This window comes from Metabacillus litoralis, assembly GCF_020524045.1.
Taxonomy (GTDB): domain Bacteria; phylum Bacillota; class Bacilli; order Bacillales; family Bacillaceae; genus Metabacillus; species Metabacillus litoralis_C.
Map to the genome: position 1 here is coordinate 1 of NZ_JAIVKL010000019.1, position 24,360 is coordinate 24,360.

Sequence of the window (24,360 nt, forward strand, 5' to 3'; positions counted from 1 at the left end):
CCTGTGTATGCGGAGTCCATCATCAAAGAGATATTAACGCAGGACAAAATCTTAAAAATGAAGCGATAAGACTTCTAACCGCAGGGACTGCGGGTGTAGCCTAACCATAACTGGCGGGTACGCTGGTGTTCTTAGGAATCCCCCACTTCAAACAGCTCGAAAGAGCAGTTAAGTGGCGGGTAGTTCAAAATCATGAAAAAGGTGATCATAATGAATAGACAAACAGTAAAAACGTTAAAGTGGATATCTGGTGGACTTGAAGCTTTCCTTGGTATACCAATTATAGGAGGAAGTGTTGTATTAGGCTTTGGGTGGACGCCATTAATCATAATGTTAGCATCTCATATCCTAGTGGTGGTATTCTCGAAAAAAGTTGGAGTGAGAGCAACAGGTAATATACTCGGAATTATAACGTCAGTTATCGGATGGATTCCTATTGTCGGTATGTTTATGCATATTATATCAGCAATATTTATTCTTTTGGATGCAGCAAGTAAGGATAAAAATCCTGACATTATCGAAATGTCTAAATAAAGAAGAACACTTATTTAAAGGAAGAGCTGTATAAACCGGGAATAAGGCTGATACCCTGAATATGGAACATAGCTTAAAAAAGGAGCTTCAATTTGTCCTTAATTTAACTATAAGGAGTTTAAGCTATTGCTGACAGTATTAGTGACGCAGTGATTCAAGAATAATGGTATTTGGTGGAGTATGGAAAGTATAATTTAAATCCAATTGTATTTTCACCTAGTTAAAGACCTTATCGTTTTAATCGATAAGGTCTTTTTTAAAGGATGTTTGCTGATAGCTTGTAGCTTAATTTACTAAAATCTGTTTGGCATAAAAGCATGTCTTGAATTATTAGATTGGTTCAGCTGCTGTATTAGAGTTTGTTGTTTATTTGTCGATAAATCCTTCAACCAACGTGAATCTATATCGACGGATCAAGACAATTAATCTCAATGGTTCTCGGTGTTAGAGAGATTGGCGGTAGTTTTTCATTTTGTACTTATCAAGTACATAAAAAGTACATGCGATAACGCTTATCTTTTATGATCAAGAAAAAGAACGACCACTTTTTAAAGGATCGTTCATTTGTTACAGTATTATTCAAAATCAAAAACACCTTTTGCTTCTTGCTTCTCTTTAGCAGAAATAACATGTGGAATAAAGTAAATAGTGCCATCATCATTATATTCCTTTATTTCCATTGTGCCATTTCTAAGGAATTTTTTGATCGTTCGGTTACTCCTCCATCTTGAAAGAGGTGGCACATGAAAATCATCTTCTTTTACTATCCCTTTATTTTGAAATGCTCGTTTTAGCACAACACCCTCTAACAAACTGTCATGTTTTCGAGAATTTTTTCTTGTATAATGTGTCACGATCGTTATACTAATAGCTTCCAAAATCAATCCAATGATAAAAAGTGTTACATCAAAGGGTTCACTTGGAGAAAAGAAGCTTTCTATTGACATGGCGAGAGGAATTAGGGCAATAGTCATAGAGAAACTAATAGATAAAAATATGATAAAAAATGATTTGTAGGAGTAAGATTGACCAGCTCCAGCTTTCACAACATGTTGCTGTTGTTGTGCTTTAAAATTCTGATACGCCTTTTGCGGTTTGTTTTTCTTGTTCTGTTGTAATTCCTGTGAAGTCATATATTAATGCACCGCCTTCACTGACTTTTATGGTTACATACCCTTGGAGTGCCCATTTTTCAAGCAATGCTTTTGCTTCATCTAATGTCAGGTCTGTGTCCATTGCCAGTTCGATGGGAGTTAAGCGACCTCCTCTGTTTTCAGCTACTTTTAAAATAGTATTCTCTAATACTTCGTATTTTCTACGTTTATTTTTTCCTGCTTGAATTGCCCACTTGCATAGAAAAAAGCCTCCTAAACCTGGCATGATACATGCAAAAATATATAATAGGATATTGACCCATAAGGCTTCACTGCTTAAATCGACAGTAATCCCAATGAAAGCAAAAAAACTAAACAGACACAGTGCTATGCCTGATACTAATGCAAGCAATCTAACAACTATTTTCATATAAACCACTCCATACCTATGTAATTGTGTATTCTAATTAAGTAAACATGTTCCTCTTTTTTTATTTTATACAAATAAGTTGAAGTATATGTCGTCACGAATGCTTCAAAATACACCCTTTTTGTACTAACAATCATTTGGACAAAAGTATTTACATACTACATTTTCCATAACGTCTTGTTGAAATTATTATAAAACAAGTTGTACAAATTAAGGAAGACTTTATGGTCATTATTTGAGTTAAAGCTTTCTTTCACCTATTGAATTGTTACTATTACCTACGTTTCTTTTCATAGTATGGTTTCTAGTTAATAACTCCTATTTATGGGTTCTAATAAAATGCCACAATTCTTAACATAAAATGTACAAAAATGTTGATAGACTATATCTAATACCTTATATATATTAATTTTATAGGAGTTGATGAAGATATGATTGGCATGAATATACGTGTTTTACGGAAAAGGAATAAAATGAGTCAGGAAGTCGTTGCTGAAAAGTTAAATGTATCACGACAAACTGTAGCAAAATAGGAAAATGATGAGGTGTTGCCTGATATTCATAAATGTAAAGTGTTGGCAGGTATCTTCGAGGTGACATTAGATCAATTATCAGGGAATTTGAGTGAAGCTGAAATAGAGCGGATTGCTCCAAAAGGTAAGCAGTTTTTTGGTGTTGTAAAGGTAGGCGAGCGAGGTCAAATTGTTATTCCAAAACAGGCACGAGAAATGTATCAAATTCAAGCTGGTGATAAGCTAGTTGTTTTGGGGGAAGATGCAACAAAAGGAATGGCCATTTTAAAAAGTGATAGTTTTTTAGAGTTTGCCGATATGATTCGTAGGGCGGAACTGGCAGAAGAGGAATCAGAATGAGTAAAATTGTCTTTTTTTCAATTCCAGCACATGGTCATACAAATCCGACTCTTCCGGTGGTAGCAGAATTAGTAAGGAAAGGCCATGAAGTATGGTATTACTCCTTTAATGAGTTTCAAGAGAAAATAGAAAACATCGGTGCCAAATTTATTTCTTGTGATGAATTTCTACCGCCAATTTCACAAGAGGAATTAAATCGCAAAGTAGGAAAGGACTTTGCGGCATTGATTGAGATGATTGTGGATACAACTATTTCTTTAGATGAAAAGGTATGTAAAGAATTAAAAGAATTTAAGCCTGATTGCATCGTATCTGATTCTTTATGCTTTTGGGGGAAGTTATTTGCTAGTAAGCTAGGAATCCGCTACATTTGTTCAACAACGACTTTTGCATTTAATAAGCATACTGCAAAGCTGATGAAACGTGGGTTAAAAGAAATGGTGAAAATGATCACTGGTATGCCACGCATTAATAAAAAAATGCAGCTACTACGATCACAGGGGTATGAAGTGGATAGTTTTATCTCGATTGTTCAAAATGATAATGATACAGACACGATTGTTTATACATCAAAACAATTTCAACCAATGGCTGATACCTTTTCTGATCGCTATGCTTTTGTTGGTCCATCGATCCGTCAATCTTGTGATGGAGATAAGAAAGAAAATCTTAAAAAGCTTATTTACATTTCGTTAGGAACTGTACTTAATCAAAATCATGATTTTTACAAAAATTGCATAAAGGCTTTCTCGAACAGTGATTATATAATTATCATGTCGGTTGGTGAAAAAACAGTGATTGACAACCTTGGCCTCATACCTGAAAATTTTACAATTAAACACCATGTGGATCAGGTTGAAATATTAAAGAAAGCAGATGTATTTATTACTCATTGCGGGATGAATAGTGTGAATGAAAGCTTGTATTATAAAGTGCCTATGGTTTTATTTCCACAGCATAGTGAGCAAAGGGTAGTAGCTGATCGAGTTGAAGAGCTTGGTGCAGGAATAAAACTAAAAGGAAACAAACCAAAACATTTAGCCAAAGCAGTAGAAAGTATCTTAAGTGATAAAATATATTCTAAAAATGCACAGAAGCTTTCCGAACAATTTAAAAATGCAGGCGGTGCTGTAAAAGCAGTGAATGTTATACTGACAAAAATTTCTGAATAATTAGTGAAGTGAGACCACTGATTATCTTTCTGGTGATATTTAACACATTTCTCAAACGAAATTCTGATGTATAATAAATTATTATTTCTATTTAGTTGCATTACATACAAGAAAAGCTAGATAACAAAAGTTGTTTAAAAACTAGTAAAAATGAACTATACTAATGATAACTAAATAGTTTGGCAAACTATGTGAAAGCATAGGACGCAAAGCCACGGGTCTAAACACAGTATGACAGCCGGGTTACCTATAAATTAGTGAAAACTGCTGTGATAAGCAGTTTTTTTATTATTGTTTGATCATGAATACATAGTTGGAAGGTGAGTTTTTTGAATTTATTATTTTATTGCATCTTGTACCTGATTCCAGCGTGTATCTTTATTTATATGGCGGGGATGGTTTATAGCCGAAATCGTCATAGTGCAAAGCATATTACATGCAGTTTATTGTATGTATTCACATCAATGTGGTTTTTAGGTGTTTTTACTATTTTGATTACATATCCGAAGTATTTTGATTTACTTACAATTTATTGGGTGAACGGAGCGATCTCTATTGCCTCTTTACTCTCGCTACATCTTTGGTTAATGAATGCTAATATGTACGCTAGGAAGAATGGAAAATACCTTAAATTATTATTTGTTCCTGGTGTTGTTATGTTATTAACGTTTCCTATTGATTCATGGATGTTGAGAAGTGATAGAAATCTTTTAGATCCAACCTTCATTCCAGGACCTGGCTTATATTTGTTATGGATCGTTGATTTCGCTTATCTTACGTTTAACCTTATTTTAACTGTAATTGAAATGAAAAAGGGAAATAATGCAGCTAAATTATGGTATAAAGGGATATTATTATATTTTGTTTGGACGTTCTCTATGTTAGTAGCATCTCTAATCTTTCAAAATACTAATTTATATTTCGTTTTTTATTTTATCCCTCATGGATCTCTATTTTGGGCAGTTGCAATATTCCTTAGTATGTCAAGATTCGATTATTTATCATCCTATGAGAAGCGGTATAACATTCTATTTCAACGCTCTCCACTAGGAATACTGATTATGGATATTGAAGCGAAAGTTCTTGAGGCTAGTCCGCAAATCGCTCAATACTTGGGTGTGAAAAAAGAAGAACTTATTAACAAATCTATTATTCCGTTTTTAGGCGGGATAGACAAAGAGATGTTTATCACAAAGCACCAAAAGGTATTTATGGAAGAAACAAAAGTCGAAAACTTAGAGTTAACATTTGTTAATAAATTAATCGAAAGAAAAACTTTATTGGTTGATTATGAATTTATTTTGGTAGAAGGAAAAACACTTCAGTTTGTGATGTTAAAAGATATTACCGAAGCTAAAACAAAAGAAGAGAGAGTCCGGTATTTAGCTTATCACGATATATTAACAGGGTTATCAAATCGTGCTGCATTCGAAAAACAGATTACAGAGCTTTTGAATAAAAAAGAGAAGTTTAATCTGCTATTGATGGATTTAAATAAATTAAAGAGGATTAATGATACATTTGGCCATCAAGCTGGAGATTATGCGATAAAACATATCGCAAATATCTTACAAGAATTTGCGTCAGAGAACGATCATGCAGCACGATTAGGTGGAGATGAATTTGTTATGTTACTTAGTGCTGATGAAACAGAGAACATCATCAAAAAAATTCAGCTGCAGCTTTCGACACCGTTAACGTTATCAGATCAAAATCAACTACATCTATCTGCTAGTATTGGTGTTAGTTCTTACCCTGCCGATGGTGTAACGATGGATCAGCTGTATAGTGTAGCAGACAAACGTATGTATGCAGAGAAGCATAAAGGGAAGAACTCATAATCTCAAAAACACTTAATATCTTATTACTTGGGACTCCATTTAAAGTGTGGTAGTCTTTTTTTGTTTTTATAGAGAATAACTTAGCGCAGTTAAAGAGAGAAAATAACTAAACACGACCTTGATTGTACGTACAAATTGAAGTATTATATAGTTACAACAAGATACGTGCGTACAAATTATAAAGGTAATAGATGAGTAGTTAAATAGTTACGTACAAACGTTTCATAAGGGAGTACATAAAGTTAAGGTTCGTGAGACAGGATGTATTCATGTAATCTATACTTTTAAATCCATTATTATATTTGTAAACGGTTACGATTATTATGTTATCAGGGGGGAAAACCAAATGAGTTATGATGTAAAACATATGATTGAAAATGGTAAAACAGCACTTGGTATTGAACTTGGTTCAACTAGAATAAAAGCAGTTCTTGTTGGTGAAGATAATTCGCCTATCGCATCTGGTAGTCATGATTGGGAAAATAGCTATGAAAACAATGTATGGACATATAGTGTTGAAGATATTTGGAGAGGACTACAAGATAGTTATCAAAAAATGTCTAGTGATGTCAAACAGCAATATGATGTTACATTGAAAACAGTAGGATCAATCGGTTTTAGTGCCATGATGCATGGATATATGGCATTTGATCAAAATGGTGAGCTTCTTGTACCTTTCCGTACTTGGAGAAATAATATCACTGAACAATCTTCAAAAACTTTAACAGAGCTATTTAATTATAATATTCCACAAAGGTGGAGTATTGCTCACTTATATCAAGCAATTTTGAATCAAGAAGAACATGTTGCAAACATCCATTTTCAAACAACATTAGCTGGTTATATACATTGGAAATTAACAGGTGAAAAAGTTCTTGGAGTTGGAGAAGCATCTGGTGTATTTCCGATTGATTTAAAAACGAAGAATTATAATCAAGAAATGATAAACCAATTTAATGAGTTGGTTGAAGCTGATAAGTTACCATGGAAGCTAGAAGATATTCTTCCTCAAGTCTTAGTAGCTGGAGAAAAAGCTGGTGTTCTTACAGAAGAAGGGGCAAAGCTTCTTGATGTGTCAGGACAGCTTCAGGCTGGTATCGCACTATGTCCACCTGAGGGTGATGCAGGAACTGGTATGGTTGCAACAAATAGTGTAGCAAAACGTACTGGAAATGTATCTGCAGGTACTTCTGCATTTGCGATGGTTGTGATGGAGAAAGATTTGTCGAAAGTATATCCAGAAATTGATCTTGTTACAACTCCAACAGGTAATCTTGTTGCAATGGCACATTCTAATAATTGTTCTTCTGACTTAAATGCATGGGTAGGATTATTTGAAGAATTCACTACAGCATTGGGAATAGAAGTAGATAAAAATAAGTTGTTTGAAACGTTATTTAAGAAAGCCCTTGAAGGTGATGCTGATGCTGGCGGTCTGTTATCATATGGCTATCTTTCTGGAGAGCATATGACTCACTTTGAAGAAGGTCGTCCATTGTTTGCTCGTTCTTCAGGAAGTAATTTTAATCTAGCTAACTTCATGCGTACTCATTTATTTACGGCATTTGGTGCAATGAAGATCGGGATGGATATTCTTATTAAAGAAGAAAAAGTAGAACTAGATGAAATTCTAGGTCATGGTGGAATTTTTAAAACGGAAGGTGTAGGACAAAGCATTTTAGCTGCAGCTTTCAATACTCCTGTTTCTGTTATGACAACAGCAGGAGAAGGTGGGGCATGGGGAATTGCACTACTTGCATCGTATATGAATAACAAAGAAGATAATCAAACATTAGAAGAATACTTAAACGAAAAAGTATTCGCAGGTCAAGAAGGAAAGACTATGTCTCCTAATCCTAAGGATGTTGAAGGCTTCGAGAGATTTATGGAACGTTACAAAAAAGGACTTTCGATTGAAAGAGCGGCAGTTGAAAATCTTAACTAATGTATAGAACGCGTAATGAAAATGAGGTTGGGACATAAATATTTAAGCTCAAGATAAACCCGAAGTATTAGGTGATATGTTTATTTTACATTCGCCAAATACTTCGGGTTTTTATTTACAGTCTTCAATAGTTTTTTTGATTTTTGTAACCTATTTTTAAGAACTAGTGGAATGGAGTGGAAGACATTTGACTCCTGCGGGTGCAGAGGAAAGGCTTAGACCCCACAGGCGCTTGCGCCGAGGAGGCTTAGCTTCCTCCCCGCGGAAAGCAAATGTCTGCAGCGCAATGGAACGATCTTGTTACTTTAAACTTAACTGAATTTATTCGTCTTTTTGTATGACTGCTTTAATTATGTCCAGCTTCATTATTGCATGTCTGCATAAAAACCCCCCTGCTATTCATGAAAGCAAGGGTTTCTCTAGTACAGAACTTTGTTATATATTTTTTGCTTCTCCTTTAATAAAACTTTCAACAACAAACGCAGATACACCTAATGCAGTTGAATATTTTCCAAGCTTTGAGAAATGTAGCTGAAGTTCTTTTTGATGATGTGATAATGTATGATTTTTAATCGTTGTGATAACTGGTTGCTCTATCCAGTTTTTTGCTAATGCCAATCTGTTACCAATAATCACTTGGTCAGGATTAAACGTGTTAATGATGTTATTAATTCCGAAGCCTAAGTATTGACCGATTTTTTCAAATAGCTCTTCTGCATTTTTGTTTTGATTTTCTGCTAAATGTATTAACGACTCTAGTGAATCTGACGTATCACCAGACATCTCTAATAAAGCATTTTCTGATGCATAGGCTTCCCAGCATCCTTTACTGCCACAGTTGCAGAGCTTTCCGTTCACATCAATAATCATATGACCCATTTCACCTGAAAAGCCATCTTTGCCTTGGTATAGTTCTTTGTTTAAGATAATTCCAACACCAATTCCGATTCCAGCACTGATGTAAATAATGTTTTCAAAATCTTGACCTGCTCCAAACTGTTGTTCACCAAAGGCCCCGGCATTTGCTTCATTTTCGATGATTACTGGTACTTGAAATAAATCCTCAAGATCGTTTTTCAACAGGATGTTTTTCCAGCCTAAGTTAGGTGCAAGAAGGACTGCACCTTCTTTGTTTACAATTCCAGGAACACCAATTCCGATACCAACAATTCCATACTTGCTACTAGGCATTTCATTAATGAGAGAAGAAATCATGTTCTGAACGATAGTAATAATAGCAGGGTAAGGAGTTTCTTTCACCACTTGATTCTTCTCGATGATGATATTGCCTTTCAAATCTGTTAATACACATAATACATAATTCACTCCGATATCTATACCAACAGAATAGCCACAAGCTTTATTAAAATGGAGAATAACAGGGCGGCGTCCACCACTTGATTCTCCTGGTCCTGATTCGAATATAAGTTCTTCTTCTAATAGTTCATTAACTAAAGATGAAACGGTTGCTTTATTTAAACCAGATACTTGAGCGATGTCAGCTCTTGAAATAGGTTCTTTTTCAATAATTAATTGTAATACAAGTGCTTTATTATTTTTCTTTACAACTTGTTGATTCCAGGTAATAGATGCCACTTATAAAACTCCTCATTTATTAGTAATTATATTTTATCACAAACTTTGTTTAATGGATATACAAACTTAAAGTGTGGTGTTATAATGACAAATAGTTAGGCAGTAAGTTCATATTTCAACAAAGGAGGTAAGAAATTTTCTCCACTTTATATTGGATTGAATTCCATAACAAGGTGCTTAATAATCAAAGGAAATGAAGCCGTTTACATTATAATTATCAAATACTTTATATAGCAATAGTATTTTATATTGCTTTCTATATTAATGATAGGAGAGTAGGTATAATCATGACAAAAAACATGTTTTTCAATGCACATCATTCACCAATCGGATCATTTTCAAGTTTCACACTAGGGTTTTATGGTAATGGAGGTGGCTTGGATTTAGAGCTTGGTCGTTCACCAAGGAAAAATGTTTATGTTGGTGTTGAATCGATCGATCAGGAAGGAATGTACAATGCACTTCCTTTTTTTGAAATAGCAGATGATGAAAGCAAGCGTTATGATATTGAAAATATGGATCCGGATCAAGATAAACCAAAAATAGTTCTACCATATTCTAAGGAAGAAATAGAAAGGAATTTTCAATTAGGAACAGATTCTTGGAAAGCTGGGGATTTAACTTTCACTATTTATTCACAAGCACAATCTGTACCAGATCCAGCGTCTGCTTCAGAAGAAGAATTGAAAAAAGCATTAATACCAGCTGTTTGGGCAGAGCTTACGATTGATAACACACAAGGAACAAAAAGTCGCCGTGCTTTCTTTGGTTATCAAGGAAGTGATGACTATAGTTCGATGCGTCGTTTAGATGATACATGTGATGGAATTGCCGGTGTTGGTCAAGGGCGTTTAACGGCTATTACTTCAAATGATTCTGACGTGAAATCAGCTTTACACTTCAGTTTGGAAAATATCCTTACAACACCTTTCGACGAAAATTGGACATTTGGGCTAGGACCTGTTGGCGCCCTTATTATGGATGTTCCTGCTGGGGAAAAACGAACATATAAATTTTCAGTATGTTTCCATCGATCAGGTTTAGTAACTGCTGGTATGGATACTTCTTATTATTACACAAGATATTTTCCAAATATTGAATCTGTAGCAGCTTATGCTTTAGAGAATTTCAACGAATTTACAAGTCGAGCTGTACAAGCAAATAAATTGATAAGTGATTCAAATTTATCTGATGATCAAAAGTTCATGATGATTCATTCGATTCGCAGTTATTATGGATGTACGCAATTACTTGATGCTGATGGTGAACCTTTCTGGGTTGTTAATGAAGGGGAATACCGCATGATGAATACGTTTGATTTAACAGTTGACCAAATTTTCTTCGAGTTAAAAATGAATCCATGGACAGTTAAAAATGAATTAGATATGTTTGTTCGTCGTTTTAGCTATGAAGATAAAGTTCGCTTTCCAGGAGATGAGACTGAATATCCTGGTGGTATTAGTTTTACACATGATATGGGTGTGGCAAATACGATTTCAAGACCACAATATTCATCATATGAGCTTTATGGTTTAGATGGATGTTTTTCACATATGACTTATGAGCAGTTAGTGAACTGGGTATTATGTGCGTCAGTTTATGTGGAACAAACCGGAGATCAAGATTGGTTGAAAACAAATTTAGATATTTTTGTTCGTTGCTTTGAAAGCATGTTAAACCGAGATCATCCTGAAGCAGATAAACGTGATGGAATTATGGGCCTAGATTCATCTCGTGTCATGGGTGGAGCAGAAATTACAACATATGATAGTTTAGATGTATCTCTTGGGCAGGCAAGAAACAATATTTATCTTGCAGGAAAAACATGGGCATCATATGTAGCTTTAGAAAAGATTTTTAAAGAAAATGATTACGCTGATTTATCAGAGCAAGCTGGTCTTCAAGCGGAAAAATGTGCAGAAACGATTGTTTCAAATGTCACTTCTGATGGATATATACCAGCTGTTATTAAAGAAGGAAATGATTCGAAAATCATCCCAGCGATTGAGGGCTTAATTTTCCCTTATTATACGAATAACCGTGAAGCTTTAGATAACAATGGTCGCTATGGAGCTTATATCCAAGCATTGAGTACACATTTAAAAACTGTATTAACTGAAGGTGTGTGTTTGTTTGAAGATGGTGGCTGGAAGATTTCGTCTACAAGCAATAACTCGTGGTTAAGTAAAATTTATCTTAGTCAGTTTATTGCTCGCGAGATTTTAGATTGGAAATGGGATGAAGAAGGCGCTAAGGCAGATGCCGCACATGTTGCATGGCTAACACATCCAACATTATCTGTATGGAGCTGGAGCGATCAAATTATCTCTGGTGAAATTGCTGGAAGTAAGTATTATCCACGTGGAGTTACGAGTATTCTATGGTTAGAAGAAAGTAAGTAATTGTCTAACTTGGTTACAACTTCACAAAATAGAAAATAGAAGTGGTTATCTATGAAGATGCCTAACCTGTATTAAATCACCTCAATATGCCTAGTAAATTGAGTTAATAGAATAATTGAGTTGTGAGGGGTTAGGTAAACTTTTGTATAGAGTTTAAAGTAAAAATAAATTCACTTAGTTTATTGGATAGACAAACTAAGTGAATGGTGCTATAATTTGATTAAATAATAGTATTGTAAGCATTTACATTATCAATATGAAACTAGTAACTTACTAATAGGAGGAATAACAAATGGCTTATTTCGAAACAGTTAACACAATCAAATATGAAGGTGCATCATCTCAAAATCCTTTTGCATTTAAATATTATAATCCTGAAGAAAAAATAAATGGTAAGACGATGGAAGAGCTTTTACGCTTCTCAGTTGCTTATTGGCATACATTTACTGCAGATGGCTCTGATCCATTTGGTGCTGGTACAGCAATTCGCCCGTGGAATCACTTATCAGGTTTAGATCTAGCAAAAGCTCGCGTTGAAGCAGCATTTGAACTTTTTGAAAAATTAAATGTTCCATTCTTTGCATTTCATGATGTTGATATTGCACCAGAAGGAAGTACTTTAAAGGAAACAAATGAAAATCAAGATGTTATTGTTGGTATGATTAAAGAATACATGAAAACAAGCAAAGTGAAATTACTTTGGAATACAGCGAATATGTTCACAAATCAAAGATATGTACACGGTGCAGCAACATCTTCAAATGCAGACGTGTTTGCTTACTCTGCAGCAAAGGTTAAAAAAGCATTAGAAGTAGCAAAAGATCTTGGTGCTGAAAACTATGTATTCTGGGGTGGACGTGAAGGATATGAAACTTTACTAAACACAGATATGAAGCTTGAACAAGATAACTTAGCACGCTTTTTCCATATGGCAGTAGATTATGCGAAAGAAATTGGCTTAAATGTTCCTTTCTTAATTGAGCCAAAACCAAAAGAGCCAACAAAACACCAATATGACTTTGATGTAGCGACTGGTCTTGCTTTTCTACAAAAATATGATCTTACGGATCACTTCAAGTTCAATATTGAAGCTAACCATGCGACATTAGCTGGACATACATTTGAACATGAATTAAGAACAGCACGTATTAATGGAATGTTGGGCTCAGTTGATGCGAACCAAGGTGATACACTTCTTGGATGGGATACAGATGAATTCCCAACTGATTTATACACAAACACTTTAGCTATGTATGAAATTTTGAAAAATGGTGGCCTAGGTAAAGGTGGTTTGAATTTCGATGCAAAAGTGAGAAGAGGATCATTTGACGCAGAAGATCTTTTCCATGCTCATATTGCTGGTATGGATGCATTTGCTATCGGTTTAAAAGTAGCAAATAAATTAATTGAAGATAAAGTTCTTGATGGCTTTGTTGAAGAACGTTATAGCAGCTACACAAGCGGAATTGGCTTAGATATTGTTGAAGGAAAAACAAATTTCCGTGAGCTAGAAGCATATGCTCTTCAATTAAATGAAATCAAAAATCAATCTGGTAGAACTGAACGTCTTAAAGGATTGGTAAATCAATACTTATTAGAAACTCTTTCAGGTGCAAGAGTTTAATCACGGATCTTTTCTGAATAGTTGTTGCTAATATCCAATTAGGCAGTTGTAACCTTGTTGTTATAGCATAATAAAGTACTAATTTAAGTAGAAAAGATAGCACCATGCTTTATTGCAAGGCTGTTTACTTGGATTTGTTAAAGCAACAAAGTTTACAATAACAACCTAAATCAATTAAATAATAACAAGTATGCTGGATGTATTTTACTCCAGCATATTTTATATAGAAAAGGATGATGATAGATGAAATATGTAATTGGTGTTGATCTTGGAACGAGTGCTGTGAAATTATTACTAGTAAATCAAAATGGTGACGTTTGCAATGAAGTGTCAAAATCGTATCCTTTAATTATTGAAAAATCAGGTTATAGTGAGCAAGATCCAGAAGAATGGGTGGAAAAAACAACTGCTGGATTAGCTGAATTATTGGATGTATTTGATGGGGATGTAAATGATATCGAGGGCATTAGTTTTTCAGGACAAATGCATGGCCTAGTTTTAGTAGATCAAGAAAGTCAGGTTGTTAGAAATGCTATTTTGTGGAATGACACAAGAACAACGGCACAATGCCAGGAGATTTATGATGTTGTTGGTAAACAACGTTTATTAGAGATAACTAAAAATCCCGCGTTAGAAGGGTTTACATTACCAAAAATACTTTGGGTAAAAAAGCACGAGCCAGAATTTTTTGAGCGAGCTAGCATGTTTATGCTACCAAAAGACTATCTACGTTATCGGATAACAGGAAATATTCACATGGAATATTCTGATGCTGCTGGAACTTTGTTGTTAAACGTAGCTAAACGCGAATGGAGTAAAGAGATTCTAGATTTATTTGATCTTTCAGATAGTTTTTGTCCACCACTAGTAGAATCTCATGCATTTGTTGGGACAGTTACGAAGGAAATTTCAGAAAAAACTGGATTAACTGAAGCAACAAAAGTATTTGCAGGTGGAGCAGACAATGCATGTGGTGCCATTGGTTCTGGCATTTTAACTGAAGGAAAAACATTATGTAGCATCGGAACATCTGGTGTTGTTCTTTCCTATGAAGAAAAAAATGACCTTGATTTTGAAGGGAAGGTTCATTACTTTAATCATAGTGAAGAAAATGCTTACTATACAATGGGTGTGACTCTTGCTGCTGGTTATAGCTTAAGTTGGTTTAAAGATACATTTGCAAAGCAAGAAGAGTTTGATCAATTTTTAGCTGGGGTTGATGAAGTAGATCCAGGTAGTAATGGGTTATTATTTACCCCATACATCGTTGGAGAAAGAACACCTCATGCAGATTCAACAATTCGTGGGAGTTTTATTGGTATTGATGCTTCACATGAGCGAAAGCATTTTGCTCGTTCTGTTCTTGAGGGAATCACTTTTTCATTAAATGAATCGATTGAAGTTTTTCGAAGTAGTGGCAAGACGATTGATTCAATTATTTCAATCGGTGGTGGTGCTAAAAATGAAACATGGCTGCAAATGCAGGCAGATATTTTTAACGCAAAAGTTGAAAAGCTTACAAGTGAACAAGGACCTGGAATGGGTGCAGCAATGCTAGCAGCATATGGTAGTGGTTGGTATCCTTCATTGAAAGAATGTGCAAAGGTATTTATCCAAACATCTAAAACGTATCATCCTATTAAAGAAAATGTTGAGACATATGAAAAACTATTTAAGATATACCAACAAGTGTATACACAAACGAAAGAATTAAATGAGCAACTAAAAGAATTTAGAAAGTAAAAATCTTGCTTTGTATGTAGAATTCGGAGGTGTTCCATGGAGAAGCTAGAGAAAACCAATGAAGGTTCATTCTTTTCAGGGAATTATCAAAATCTTTTTAAAGAAATTGGCAAAACAGATGAAGAGATTGCTAGACGAATTGAGTGTAATTGGAATGAATTATTTGGCGTAAACAATAGTAACCGTATTTATCATCAAGTTGGTGATGATGTGGGGTATATGCTTGATACAGGTAATCTTGATGTTCGAACAGAAGGCATGTCCTATGGAATGATGATGGCCGTTCAAATGGATCAAAAGGATATATTTGATCGGTTATGGAACTGGACAATTCAAAACATGTATATGACAGAAGGAGAACATGCTGGTTACTTTGCTTGGTCATGTCAGCCAGATGGAACGAAAAATGCCTATGGCCCTGCACCAGATGGTGAAGAGTATTTCGCTATGGCTTTATTTTTTGCTTCACATCGTTGGGGAGATGGAATTGAGCCATTTAATTATGGAACACAAGCAAGGGAGATTCTTCGTACTTGTATTCATAATGGTGAAAATGGAATCGGTTATCCTATGTGGAATCACGAAAACAAGTTAATAAAGTTTATCCCAGATTGTGAGTTTTCAGATCCATCCTACCATTTACCACATTTTTATGAATTATTTGCTTTATGGGCTTATGAAGAAGATCGACCGTTCTGGCAGGCAGCAAGTGATGCTAGTCGAAACTATATAGAAATTTCCTGCCATCCGGTAACAGGTCTTGCACCAGAGTATGCTTATTATGATGGTACTCCAAATGATGAAAATGGCTTTGGTCACTTTTTTAGTGATTCCTATCGAGTCGCAGCAAATATTGGGCTTGATTATGAATGGTTTAGAAGAGATTCATCAGAAATTGAAGTAGCGAACAAGTTGCAAGCATTTTTTAGTGATAAAGATCCTAGTGATTATCGTCGTTATCGTATTAACGGTGAAGCATTTGATGAAAAGTCTCTTCATCCTGTAGGTTTACTTTCTACAATTGCCATGGCATCGTTAGCGGCAGATGGTCCTGATCGGTTAAAGTGGGTTGAATTATTATGGGATACTCCAGTGCGCACTGGAGAAAGACGATATTATGATAACTGTCTCTACTTTTTTAGTATACTAGCTTTAAGTGGTCATTTTAAAATTTGGATGCCAAAAGAATAATGAATGAATAGGAAGTTTATCAAGTTTTTTAACTTGGTGGCTTCCAATCTTTTATATTTAAGATGCATAGTAGGGAGGAAGAAAGAAATGAAGCTTGAGCAAGGTCAAAAACTATTGTTTATTGGAGATTCCATTACAGATTGTGAACGAGCTAAACCAGAAGGTGAGGGGTTATTTAACGCTCTTGGTAAAGGATATGTTTCATATATCGATGCCCTTTTACAAGCTGTTTATCCAGAGCTTGGTATTAGAGTTGTCAATAAGGGGATTAGTGGACATACTGTTCGAGATTTACAAAATAGATGGCAAGAAGATGTACTAGATCAGCATCCTGACTGGTTATCAATAATGATTGGTATCAATGATGTATGGCGTCAATATGATACTCCTTTCATCAAAGACTGGCATGTATTGATTGATGAATACGAAACGACCTTAAGAAAGCTTATTGATGAGACAAAGCCATTTGTGAAGGAAATTGTTTTGATGACACCATTTTATATAGAAAATAATGTAAATGATTACATGCGTAAAACAATGGATGAATATGGCCAAGTGGTTAAGAAAATAGCGGAAGAAACAAATTGTTTATTCGTTGATACACAAGCTGCTTTTAATGTTGTTTTACAAGACCTTTATTCAGCTACATTGGCATGGGATCGGGTTCACCCTTCAGCTGCGGGACACATGGTTTTAACGAGGGCGTTTTTAAAAGAAATCGACTTCAACTGGAATCGTTAATAAATGAAGCGATCATGAAAAGGAGGTATTCAGTAGTGAAGGAAATCACGATGATTAACGAAATTCCTACTGCAAACAAGTTAGTAGCATTTACCTTTGATGATGGCCCAAATCCCATCTATACAACACAAATATTAGATATTTTTAAGAAGGCAAATGGAAAAGCCACATTCTTTATGATCGGTGAGTCAATCAATAAATATCCTGAAATCGTGAAGAAAGCTATTGATCAAGGACATGAAATAGGAAATCATACAAACACACATCCAAAATTATCTCAGTTAAGTTCTGCAGAGTGTTTGATGGAAATTGAATTAAATGAAAAAAGTATTGAAGAAATTGTTGGTGAAAAACCTGTTGTCTTTCGCCCTCCTTATTTTGATTATAATGAAGAAACGATTTCTATTATAATGCAGAAGGAATACTCAGCTATTATTGGGGCATTAAATATAGAAGCTAAAGACTGGGAGCAACCAGGTGTTGATCATATTCTAGAAAAATCAAGGGAATGTGTGAGAAACGGTAGTATTTTACTCTTTCATGATGGATTTGGAGATCGATCACAAACAGTTGAAGCGGTGAGAATCCTTGTTTCTGAATTAATATCACAGGGCTATCAGCTTGTAACAGTAAGTGAATTATTAAATCAATCGTAGTAACTTTCCATTTGAACGCTTTTGAAACAGATAAACGATTTTTTAACCTCTTCAAGATTACTAAGCTTCAGAGTTTACTACTAATCTCTTTAGAATAATCCACCTTTTGTTTAGGCTCTCTATTGTAAATGTTAGAAACGTGGATGCCATAATAATACCCGCTAAAATGCTCCCACTAAAGAAAAAAATGAATCCTGGAAATACTTTCATCACAATTATAGTAGATAAAATCATAAGTAACATTATAATATTAGAGTTAGGATTAAGATGCTCGAGAAACAAACTCAGGAGGAGATAATCATCAGTTAATGAACATATCTCCTTTATTCTACTAAATAGCAACAACGGAAATTTACTATTGCTATTCGCGTGAATATAATTAAAATTATACAAAACTAATTTGCATCCATACCTATCCTGCAAAAAAAATGGCACCGTTTTCAAAGAAAAACACTTCAAAAGATAGAAGGGCGTTTCATACATGTTCACAAAACTCAAAAAATGGAACACACTAAGAAATCAAATACTTGTTGTTTTTTTAGCTGTAATGCTAGTTGTGTTATTAATCGTCAGTTTGCTAACTTTTAATAAAGTGTCTACATTGCTTAAAAACAACGCAGATAAACAAATCCATCAAACAGCAGTTGAGGCAAACGGAAGATTAGAATCTTTATATACACAAATTAGCACAGCTTCTAAACTCGTTATGACGAATTATAATATCCAAAGAATATTAACAAAGGGATATGAAGGGGAAGATGTGAGTTATGCAGAGCGGCAACAAATAGATGGTATTGTTAACACGATTCAGGCGAATACTGATGGGATATTTTCATTTGAACTATATACGAATGATTTGAGTCGTTTATTACCATTAGATAATACGAGTTTATTTTCAAGAATTGATACTAAGTGGATTCGTGAAGCTAATAGACAAAATGGTGGTTTGGTTTGGATAGGTGATGATCCGCATAACTCAGATAATATATTAGCTCTTAGAAGGGTAAATTTGATGAGTCATGGCTATGCAAATGGTGGTTATCTACTTATTAGTATCTATAGAAGTTATTTTAATTTTGCTGACGAACAAGAAATAAATAATTATAATCAATATTCTATCTTGTTGGATACTAATCAAAAGCCTATTTTATCTAATTATCCAGAATCAATTCAACCCATTATCGATCATGATTCGCCAACAATTTCATTGGATCAACAGGATTACATGATAACAAAACAAACTTCTAATGAAACTGGCTGGACATTTATGATTTTGACTCCTATAAAAGCTCTTACAGAAGGAGTTAGTGTTTTAAAGGCAGGGATTATTCTCTCAGGTGTTATTGGATTTATTATTTTTTTTATTTGTTCTCTATTTTTATCAACATTTATTACAAGTCCAATTATTAAGTTAACGAAAACGATGCAGCGAGCAAGTACAGGATCTTTAACAATGAATCCAAGTGTGACAACGATTAATGAAATAAATGAATTAAATAGTACGTATAATCAACTTGTTAAAGAAACAAATCATTTAATTCAAATGGTTTATCAAAAGGAAATTACGAGAAGTCGAAGTGAACTTAAAGCACTTCAGGCACAAATTAATCCACATTTTCTTTTCAATACATTAGATGCTCTTAAGTGGGCTTTAGATGATAAAGATGAAGAAGAATTAGCCGAGTTTGTTATTAGCATGTCTGATTTATTTCGTTACACGATTACAAAACAAAGAGATGGAGATTGGGTAACAATTAAAGAAGAAATTCACCATATCGAGAATTATATGGAGATCATGAAAATGAGGTTCGGTGATCATTTACAATGGAACCTAACTATGACACCAGAGTTAGAACAAGTCAAAATACCGAAATTATTAATTCAACCAATTGTAGAAAACGCTGTTCTTCACGGTGCAGGTAATAAGGTAAAGCCGTGTATGATTTCTGTTTCCATACAACTAACAGAAGATGAAAAGTATTTGCAAATATTAGTAGAAGATGATGGGCCAGGAATTAGCAAAGAAAAGTTAGAATTCATTAAACATTCCATCCAATTAGGTGGGGGGATTTCTGTAAAAAAAGGCAATGGAATGGCTATTTCCAATGTACACAAACGCCTAGAATTATACTATCAAGATCGTTTAAAAAATGGACTTACCATTATAAGTGAAGTAGGCAAAGGAACAGAGGTTTCTTTTGTGATACCTGTAGATGGGGAGGAAGAAAACGATGGTGAATACAAAGACGATTCTAATTGTTGATGATGAACCTAGAACACGCCAGGGGCTAAAGAAGACGTTAGATTTATGGGCAAATGGTAAATATCAAATATTCACAGCTTCTAATGGAGAAGAAGCGATTGAATTTATGCAACAACACAAAGTTCATATCCTCATCACTGACATCAGGATGCCTGAGATCACTGGTTTACAATTATTAAAAATGGCAAAAGAACAAGAAATCTATCCAGTGATCATTGTGATTTCAGCATACTCTGAATTTGAATATGCACAGGAAGCTCTCAGACTGGGAGTGACTAATTATTTATTAAAACCAATTAGTAAAAAAGTTTTAATTGAAGCAGTAGAGGCTGCAGAACAGTCGGTTGTGAAACTAGAGCAGGCAGGGATGATTGAAAAGGTCGTTGATAAAAAACTTGTTCATTTATACTCTCAAAACCCTTCCAACCCTGAACCAATAAGAGAGGCAATTCAATATATCAATGATCATATAAAGAATGAGCTCACTCAAAAAGAAGTGGCAGAGCATGTCCATTTAAATCCAAGTTATTTAAGTGTCTTATTTAAAGAACATGTTAAATTAACCTTTAGTGAATATGTAACAAGACGGAGAATTCAACGGGCGAAGGAATTGTTGATTTCTACGAATCTCCCTATTAATGATATATCAGAAGAATCTGGGTATAAAACGGCTAAATATTTCATTAAAATATTCAAAGAAATGGAGGGAGTAACTCCAAGTGCATACAGAAAAAACAACAATGAAAGGGCTTTCTAAAAATAGTAGTATTTCTCCTAATCGCAGTGACCTATTTTAAGAACGTTCATGATGCTAAACTATAAATGTAGTAAGGAAATAAAAAAAGGTCATAGGGGGTAATTAATTTGTTTAAAAAGAAAGCGGTTGCAGCATTTATGTCTTTACTTATGCTAGTATCTTTGGCACTTGTAGGTTGTTCATCTTCTTCTACAGGTAACTCTGATGAAGGTAGCACAGAGGATGAAAAAGTAATTAAATTCATGCATTTGTGGCCTGAAGGAAGTTCAAATGCTCAGTTCTCTATTGTAAAAGACATCATTGGTGAATATGAGAAAGAAAATGAAGGAATTAAAATTGAGACAGAAATTTTAAGTCCTGATCAGTACAGAGAAAAGCTTAAAATCTTAGCTTCTTCAAATGAACTACCTGATATTGGAATGACTTGGTCAGATGGATTCATTAAGCCATATGTTGAAGGTGATATGTTAGCTCCATTAGACGATATTGTAGATGAAAATCTTAAGGATGCATTTATCCCTGGTGTAAAAGAATCATATGCTGTTGATGGAAAAACATATGGTCTACCACTAGAATTAAACATTTCATACGTTTTCTATAACAAAGAAATTTTTGAAAAATATAATCTTGAAGTACCAAAAACATTCGAGGAATATAAAAATGTAGTGAAAACGTTAGCAGATAATGGTGTTATACCTGCTACTGTTGGTGCAAAAGATGGTTGGCCAGCATCATTCTGGTTTATGTATATGGCAGACCGCATTGGTGGATCTACTATTTTAACAGATGTTATTCAAGGCAAAGCAAAAATGGATGATCCATCTATTGTTAAAGCAGCAGAAGAAATTCAAAACCTTGCAGATATGGGTGGCTTTGTAAAAGGTGCTAGTGCTTTATCAAATGAAGATGCAAAAGGTTATTTTATGAATGAACAAGCTGCAATGTTCCTTACAGCTACATGGGAATTACCAAACTACACAACAAGCCCTGATGTAACTCAGGAATTTAAAGACAAGATCGGTTATTTCAAGTTCCCAACATATGAAGGTGGAAAAGGTACGGAAATTAACAGTTATGTAGGTGGTCCTGGTGTTGGACTATTCGTAGCGAAAGACTCTAAAGTTCAAGAAGAATCAAAAGATTTCGTTGCATTCCTTGTTGAGAAATGGGGAGAAAAATCAGTAACAGATGCTGGAGTTATCCCAGCAACTAAAGTAGATACATCTAGCTTAGATCTTGCTCCAATGTATATTGATATTTTAAAAGATTTGAGTGAAGCATCTAATGTTACAACTTATTTTGATACACAATCAAGCCCTGCTGTATCAGAGCTTCACCATAATTTAATGACTGCTTTATTTGGAAAACAAGTAACTCCAGAAGAATTCGTCAAACAACATGTTGATGAACTGGCAAAAGAGGAATAGTCGTCAAACAGTGAATTAGTTTCACTTACTGGAGAGGTTGAATAATAAGTACCAGACCTCACACATCCTACCCAAATAGGGTTGTGGGGTTTGGTACTTTAATTTTGCAAAAATCTTCATATATTTTGAAGGGAGTATAGAAAATGAAAAGTGTAATGTCAAATAAATTAGTAATCACCCTTTATGTACTTCCTGCTTTAATTCTCATTCTACTATTAATTTATATCCCTATTGTGTTAACAGGTTATTACGGTTTAATGGATTGGAACGGAATTGGTGCGATGAAGTTTATCGGTTTGGACAATTACATTGAACTCGTTCAGGATAAACTATTTTGGAAAAGTACATGGCACTCTATATTACTTGGGATCTTTTCAACTGCTAGCTTAGTAGGATATTTAATTTTATCTCTTATCTTAGCAAGCAAAATAAAAGGAGCTAATTTTTTACGGAAAATATATTTAATTCCAATGTTATTATCATCAGTTGCTATTGGTCAGCTGTGGGCGAAGATTTTTGACCCTACGAATGGAATGCTCAATAGATTATTAGTCATGATAGGTGTTGAGAATCCACCACTATGGTTAGCTGATTCAAACATCGTATTATTCGCAATCTTTTTACCGATTATTTGGCAATATGCAGGATTTTATATCATTATTTTCTATGCTGCATTAAAAAATGTTCCAGAGGAACTAATAGAAGCAGCAAAAATCGATGGTGCTACACCCATTCAAATTGCTTATAAAATAAAGGTACCACTTATCTCAGATGTTATAAAAGTAATGGTCATTTTAGCTATTGTTGGTTCTTTAAAGTATTTTGATTTAATTTTCGTATTAACTGGTGGTGGACCTAACCATTCAAGTGAGGTTATGGCATCTTATATGTATTCTGAAGCATTTAGTAAATATAATTTTGGATATGGTAGTGCGATTGGATTCGGTTTATTGGTTATCTGTCTGGCTATGACTTGGCTTATTCAAAAATTGCTTTCTTCTAAAGAAGAAGTTGGACATTAATAAAGGGGAGTGAATGAGTTGACAAAGGTTGAATATGAAACACAAAAAAATACGACCCTACCACCTTCTCAAAAAACGAGTAAATCACTTAGCACAAGAATTGGATTCGGAATTCTATATTTTATACTAAGTGTTATTGCGATTATTCAGGTTTATCCGTTGGTATGGTTATTTCTATTTTCTTTAAAAACCAATCAAGAAGTTTTCGGTATGTCCCCGTTCTCACTTCCGCAAGATCCTCAATGGGGTAACTATGTGAAAGCATGGACAAAAGGTAATATTGATGTTTACTTCTTTAACAGTGTGTTGTACACAGTTGTCTCTGTTGTACTAACAGTTATCCTTGCAAGCTTTGTAACATTTGCAATTACAAGAATGTATTGGAAGTTAAGTGGAGTTGTTCTTGGATTGTTTATGGCAGGGTATATGATACCACTTCATTCAACATTAATTCCTTTATTCAATTTCTTCAAATCGGTGAATTTAATTGATAATCCGATTTCGATCATTTTATCTTATGTAGCATTTAATTTGCCGATAACCATTATGATTTTAAGCGGATTTTATAGGTCATTACCAAGGGAAGTTGAAGAAGCTGCTGTTATGGATGGATGTTCGATTCATACAATTTTCTTTCGTATAACACTTCCGATGACAGTACCTGTGCTTTCAACAACTGTTATTATCAACATGATTTATAATTGGAATGAATTTGTATTTGTTAATACTTTCATGAGTTCTGATAAGTGGAAAACGATCACTGTTGGTGTTAATAACTTTGTTGGTCAATATCTAACTGATTGGGGAGCTATTGGTGCAACACTTATGATTAGTATTATTCCGGTATTAATTGCTTACTTTCTTCTTAGTGATAAGATCGTTGAAGGAATTGCCGCTGGATCTGTTAAAGGTTAAATATTTGAAAAGAGCTGACGTATGGGGTTAGCTCTTTTTTTGTGTTATTGAATTAATTCGTATACATAATAAGTAAATTGCAGACCCACTTTGATGTTTTCTCCTGTATAATTAGATGCATACTGTAAATTAATA

General features: G+C 34.3%; 20 protein-coding genes and 1 riboswitch. Of the genes, 17 read left to right on the forward strand and 3 right to left on the reverse strand.

Annotation, left to right across the window (positions count from 1 at the left end; translation table 11 throughout):
• Positions 1-210 precede the first annotated feature (210 nt).
• Complete coding sequence (locus LC076_RS20075) at positions 211-534, forward strand: hypothetical protein (protein ID WP_226670872.1); 324 nt, start codon at positions 211-213, stop codon at positions 532-534.
• 575 nt (positions 535-1,109) lie between these two features.
• On the opposite strand, the gene LC076_RS20080 is transcribed toward LC076_RS20075, so the two are convergent.
• Positions 1,110-1,667, reverse strand: a complete 558-nt coding sequence (locus tag LC076_RS20080) for a hypothetical protein (protein ID WP_226670873.1) — start codon at positions 1,665-1,667, stop codon at positions 1,110-1,112.
• A complete protein-coding gene (locus LC076_RS20085; protein ID WP_226670874.1) occupies positions 1,603-2,058 on the reverse strand; it encodes a hypothetical protein in 456 nt (151 codons plus the stop codon). The genes LC076_RS20080 and LC076_RS20085 overlap by 65 nt, the downstream gene beginning before the upstream one ends.
• Positions 2,059-2,489: 431 nt before the next feature.
• Between LC076_RS20085 and LC076_RS20090 the strand changes: the two genes are divergently transcribed.
• From LC076_RS20090 to LC076_RS20110, 5 genes are all read left to right on the forward strand, one after another.
• Positions 2,490-2,591 carry a helix-turn-helix transcriptional regulator gene (locus LC076_RS20090; RefSeq protein WP_226670875.1) on the forward strand — a complete coding sequence of 34 codons (102 nt, stop codon included), beginning with the start codon at positions 2,490-2,492 and terminating at the stop codon, positions 2,589-2,591.
• Between the two features lie 12 nt (positions 2,592-2,603).
• The gene (locus LC076_RS20095) at positions 2,604-2,930 is read left to right on the forward strand and encodes an AbrB/MazE/SpoVT family DNA-binding domain-containing protein (protein ID WP_226670876.1); all 327 of its coding nucleotides are present in this window, start codon (positions 2,604-2,606) and stop codon (positions 2,928-2,930) included.
• The gene (locus tag LC076_RS20100) at positions 2,927-4,102 is read left to right on the forward strand and encodes a macrolide family glycosyltransferase (RefSeq protein ID WP_226670877.1); all 1,176 of its coding nucleotides are present in this window, start codon (positions 2,927-2,929) and stop codon (positions 4,100-4,102) included. Before LC076_RS20095 ends, LC076_RS20100 begins: the two co-directional genes overlap by 4 nt.
• 171 nt (positions 4,103-4,273) lie before the next feature.
• Positions 4,274-4,353, forward strand: a riboswitch (cyclic di-GMP riboswitch).
• Positions 4,354-4,431: 78 nt separating this feature from the next.
• A complete protein-coding gene (locus LC076_RS20105) occupies positions 4,432-5,943 on the forward strand; it encodes a sensor domain-containing diguanylate cyclase (RefSeq protein WP_226670878.1) in 1,512 nt (503 codons plus the stop codon).
• Between the two features lie 346 nt (positions 5,944-6,289).
• Complete coding sequence (locus LC076_RS20110) at positions 6,290-7,888, forward strand: xylulokinase (RefSeq protein ID WP_226670879.1); 1,599 nt, start codon at positions 6,290-6,292, stop codon at positions 7,886-7,888.
• Between the two features lie 435 nt (positions 7,889-8,323).
• On the opposite strand, the gene LC076_RS20115 is transcribed toward LC076_RS20110, so the two are convergent.
• Positions 8,324-9,484 (reverse strand): ROK family protein, encoded by a 1,161-nt coding sequence (locus LC076_RS20115; RefSeq protein WP_226670880.1) that lies wholly within the window; start codon positions 9,482-9,484, stop codon positions 8,324-8,326.
• Positions 9,485-9,771: 287 nt separating this feature from the next.
• Here LC076_RS20115 and LC076_RS20120 point away from each other — a divergent pair, with 287 nt between their 5' ends.
• From LC076_RS20120 to LC076_RS20170, 11 genes are all read left to right on the forward strand, one after another.
• The gene (locus tag LC076_RS20120; RefSeq protein WP_226670881.1) at positions 9,772-11,886 is read left to right on the forward strand and encodes a glycoside hydrolase family 52 protein; all 2,115 of its coding nucleotides are present in this window, start codon (positions 9,772-9,774) and stop codon (positions 11,884-11,886) included.
• A gap of 292 nt (positions 11,887-12,178) precedes the next feature.
• A complete protein-coding gene (gene xylA / locus LC076_RS20125; protein ID WP_226670882.1) occupies positions 12,179-13,510 on the forward strand; it encodes a xylose isomerase in 1,332 nt (443 codons plus the stop codon).
• Positions 13,511-13,753: 243 nt separating this feature from the next.
• Positions 13,754-15,253 (forward strand): xylulokinase, encoded by a 1,500-nt coding sequence (gene xylB / locus LC076_RS20130; protein ID WP_226670883.1) that lies wholly within the window; start codon positions 13,754-13,756, stop codon positions 15,251-15,253.
• Between the two features lie 36 nt (positions 15,254-15,289).
• Complete coding sequence (locus tag LC076_RS20135; protein WP_226670884.1) at positions 15,290-16,444, forward strand: glycosyl hydrolase family 8; 1,155 nt, start codon at positions 15,290-15,292, stop codon at positions 16,442-16,444.
• Between the two features lie 87 nt (positions 16,445-16,531).
• Positions 16,532-17,185, forward strand: coding sequence for an SGNH/GDSL hydrolase family protein (locus LC076_RS20140; protein WP_226670885.1), 654 nt, complete (start codon positions 16,532-16,534; stop codon positions 17,183-17,185).
• Between the two features lie 50 nt (positions 17,186-17,235).
• Entirely contained in the window at positions 17,236-17,841 is a 606-nt protein-coding gene (locus tag LC076_RS20145; protein ID WP_226670946.1) for a polysaccharide deacetylase family protein, read from the forward strand.
• Positions 17,842-18,322: 481 nt separating this feature from the next.
• Positions 18,323-20,104, forward strand: a complete 1,782-nt coding sequence (locus LC076_RS20150) for a sensor histidine kinase (RefSeq protein WP_226670886.1) — start codon at positions 18,323-18,325, stop codon at positions 20,102-20,104.
• The gene (locus tag LC076_RS20155) at positions 20,076-20,861 is read left to right on the forward strand and encodes a response regulator transcription factor (protein ID WP_226670948.1); all 786 of its coding nucleotides are present in this window, start codon (positions 20,076-20,078) and stop codon (positions 20,859-20,861) included. Before LC076_RS20150 ends, LC076_RS20155 begins: the two co-directional genes overlap by 29 nt.
• Positions 20,862-20,998: 137 nt before the next feature.
• Positions 20,999-22,288 (forward strand): extracellular solute-binding protein, encoded by a 1,290-nt coding sequence (locus tag LC076_RS20160; RefSeq protein WP_226670949.1) that lies wholly within the window; start codon positions 20,999-21,001, stop codon positions 22,286-22,288.
• Between the two features lie 143 nt (positions 22,289-22,431).
• Positions 22,432-23,310, forward strand: a complete 879-nt coding sequence (locus LC076_RS20165; protein ID WP_226670887.1) for a carbohydrate ABC transporter permease — start codon at positions 22,432-22,434, stop codon at positions 23,308-23,310.
• A gap of 99 nt (positions 23,311-23,409) precedes the next feature.
• Complete coding sequence (locus tag LC076_RS20170) at positions 23,410-24,225, forward strand: carbohydrate ABC transporter permease (protein ID WP_226670951.1); 816 nt, start codon at positions 23,410-23,412, stop codon at positions 24,223-24,225.
• The last annotated feature ends 135 nt before the right edge of the window (positions 24,226-24,360 follow it).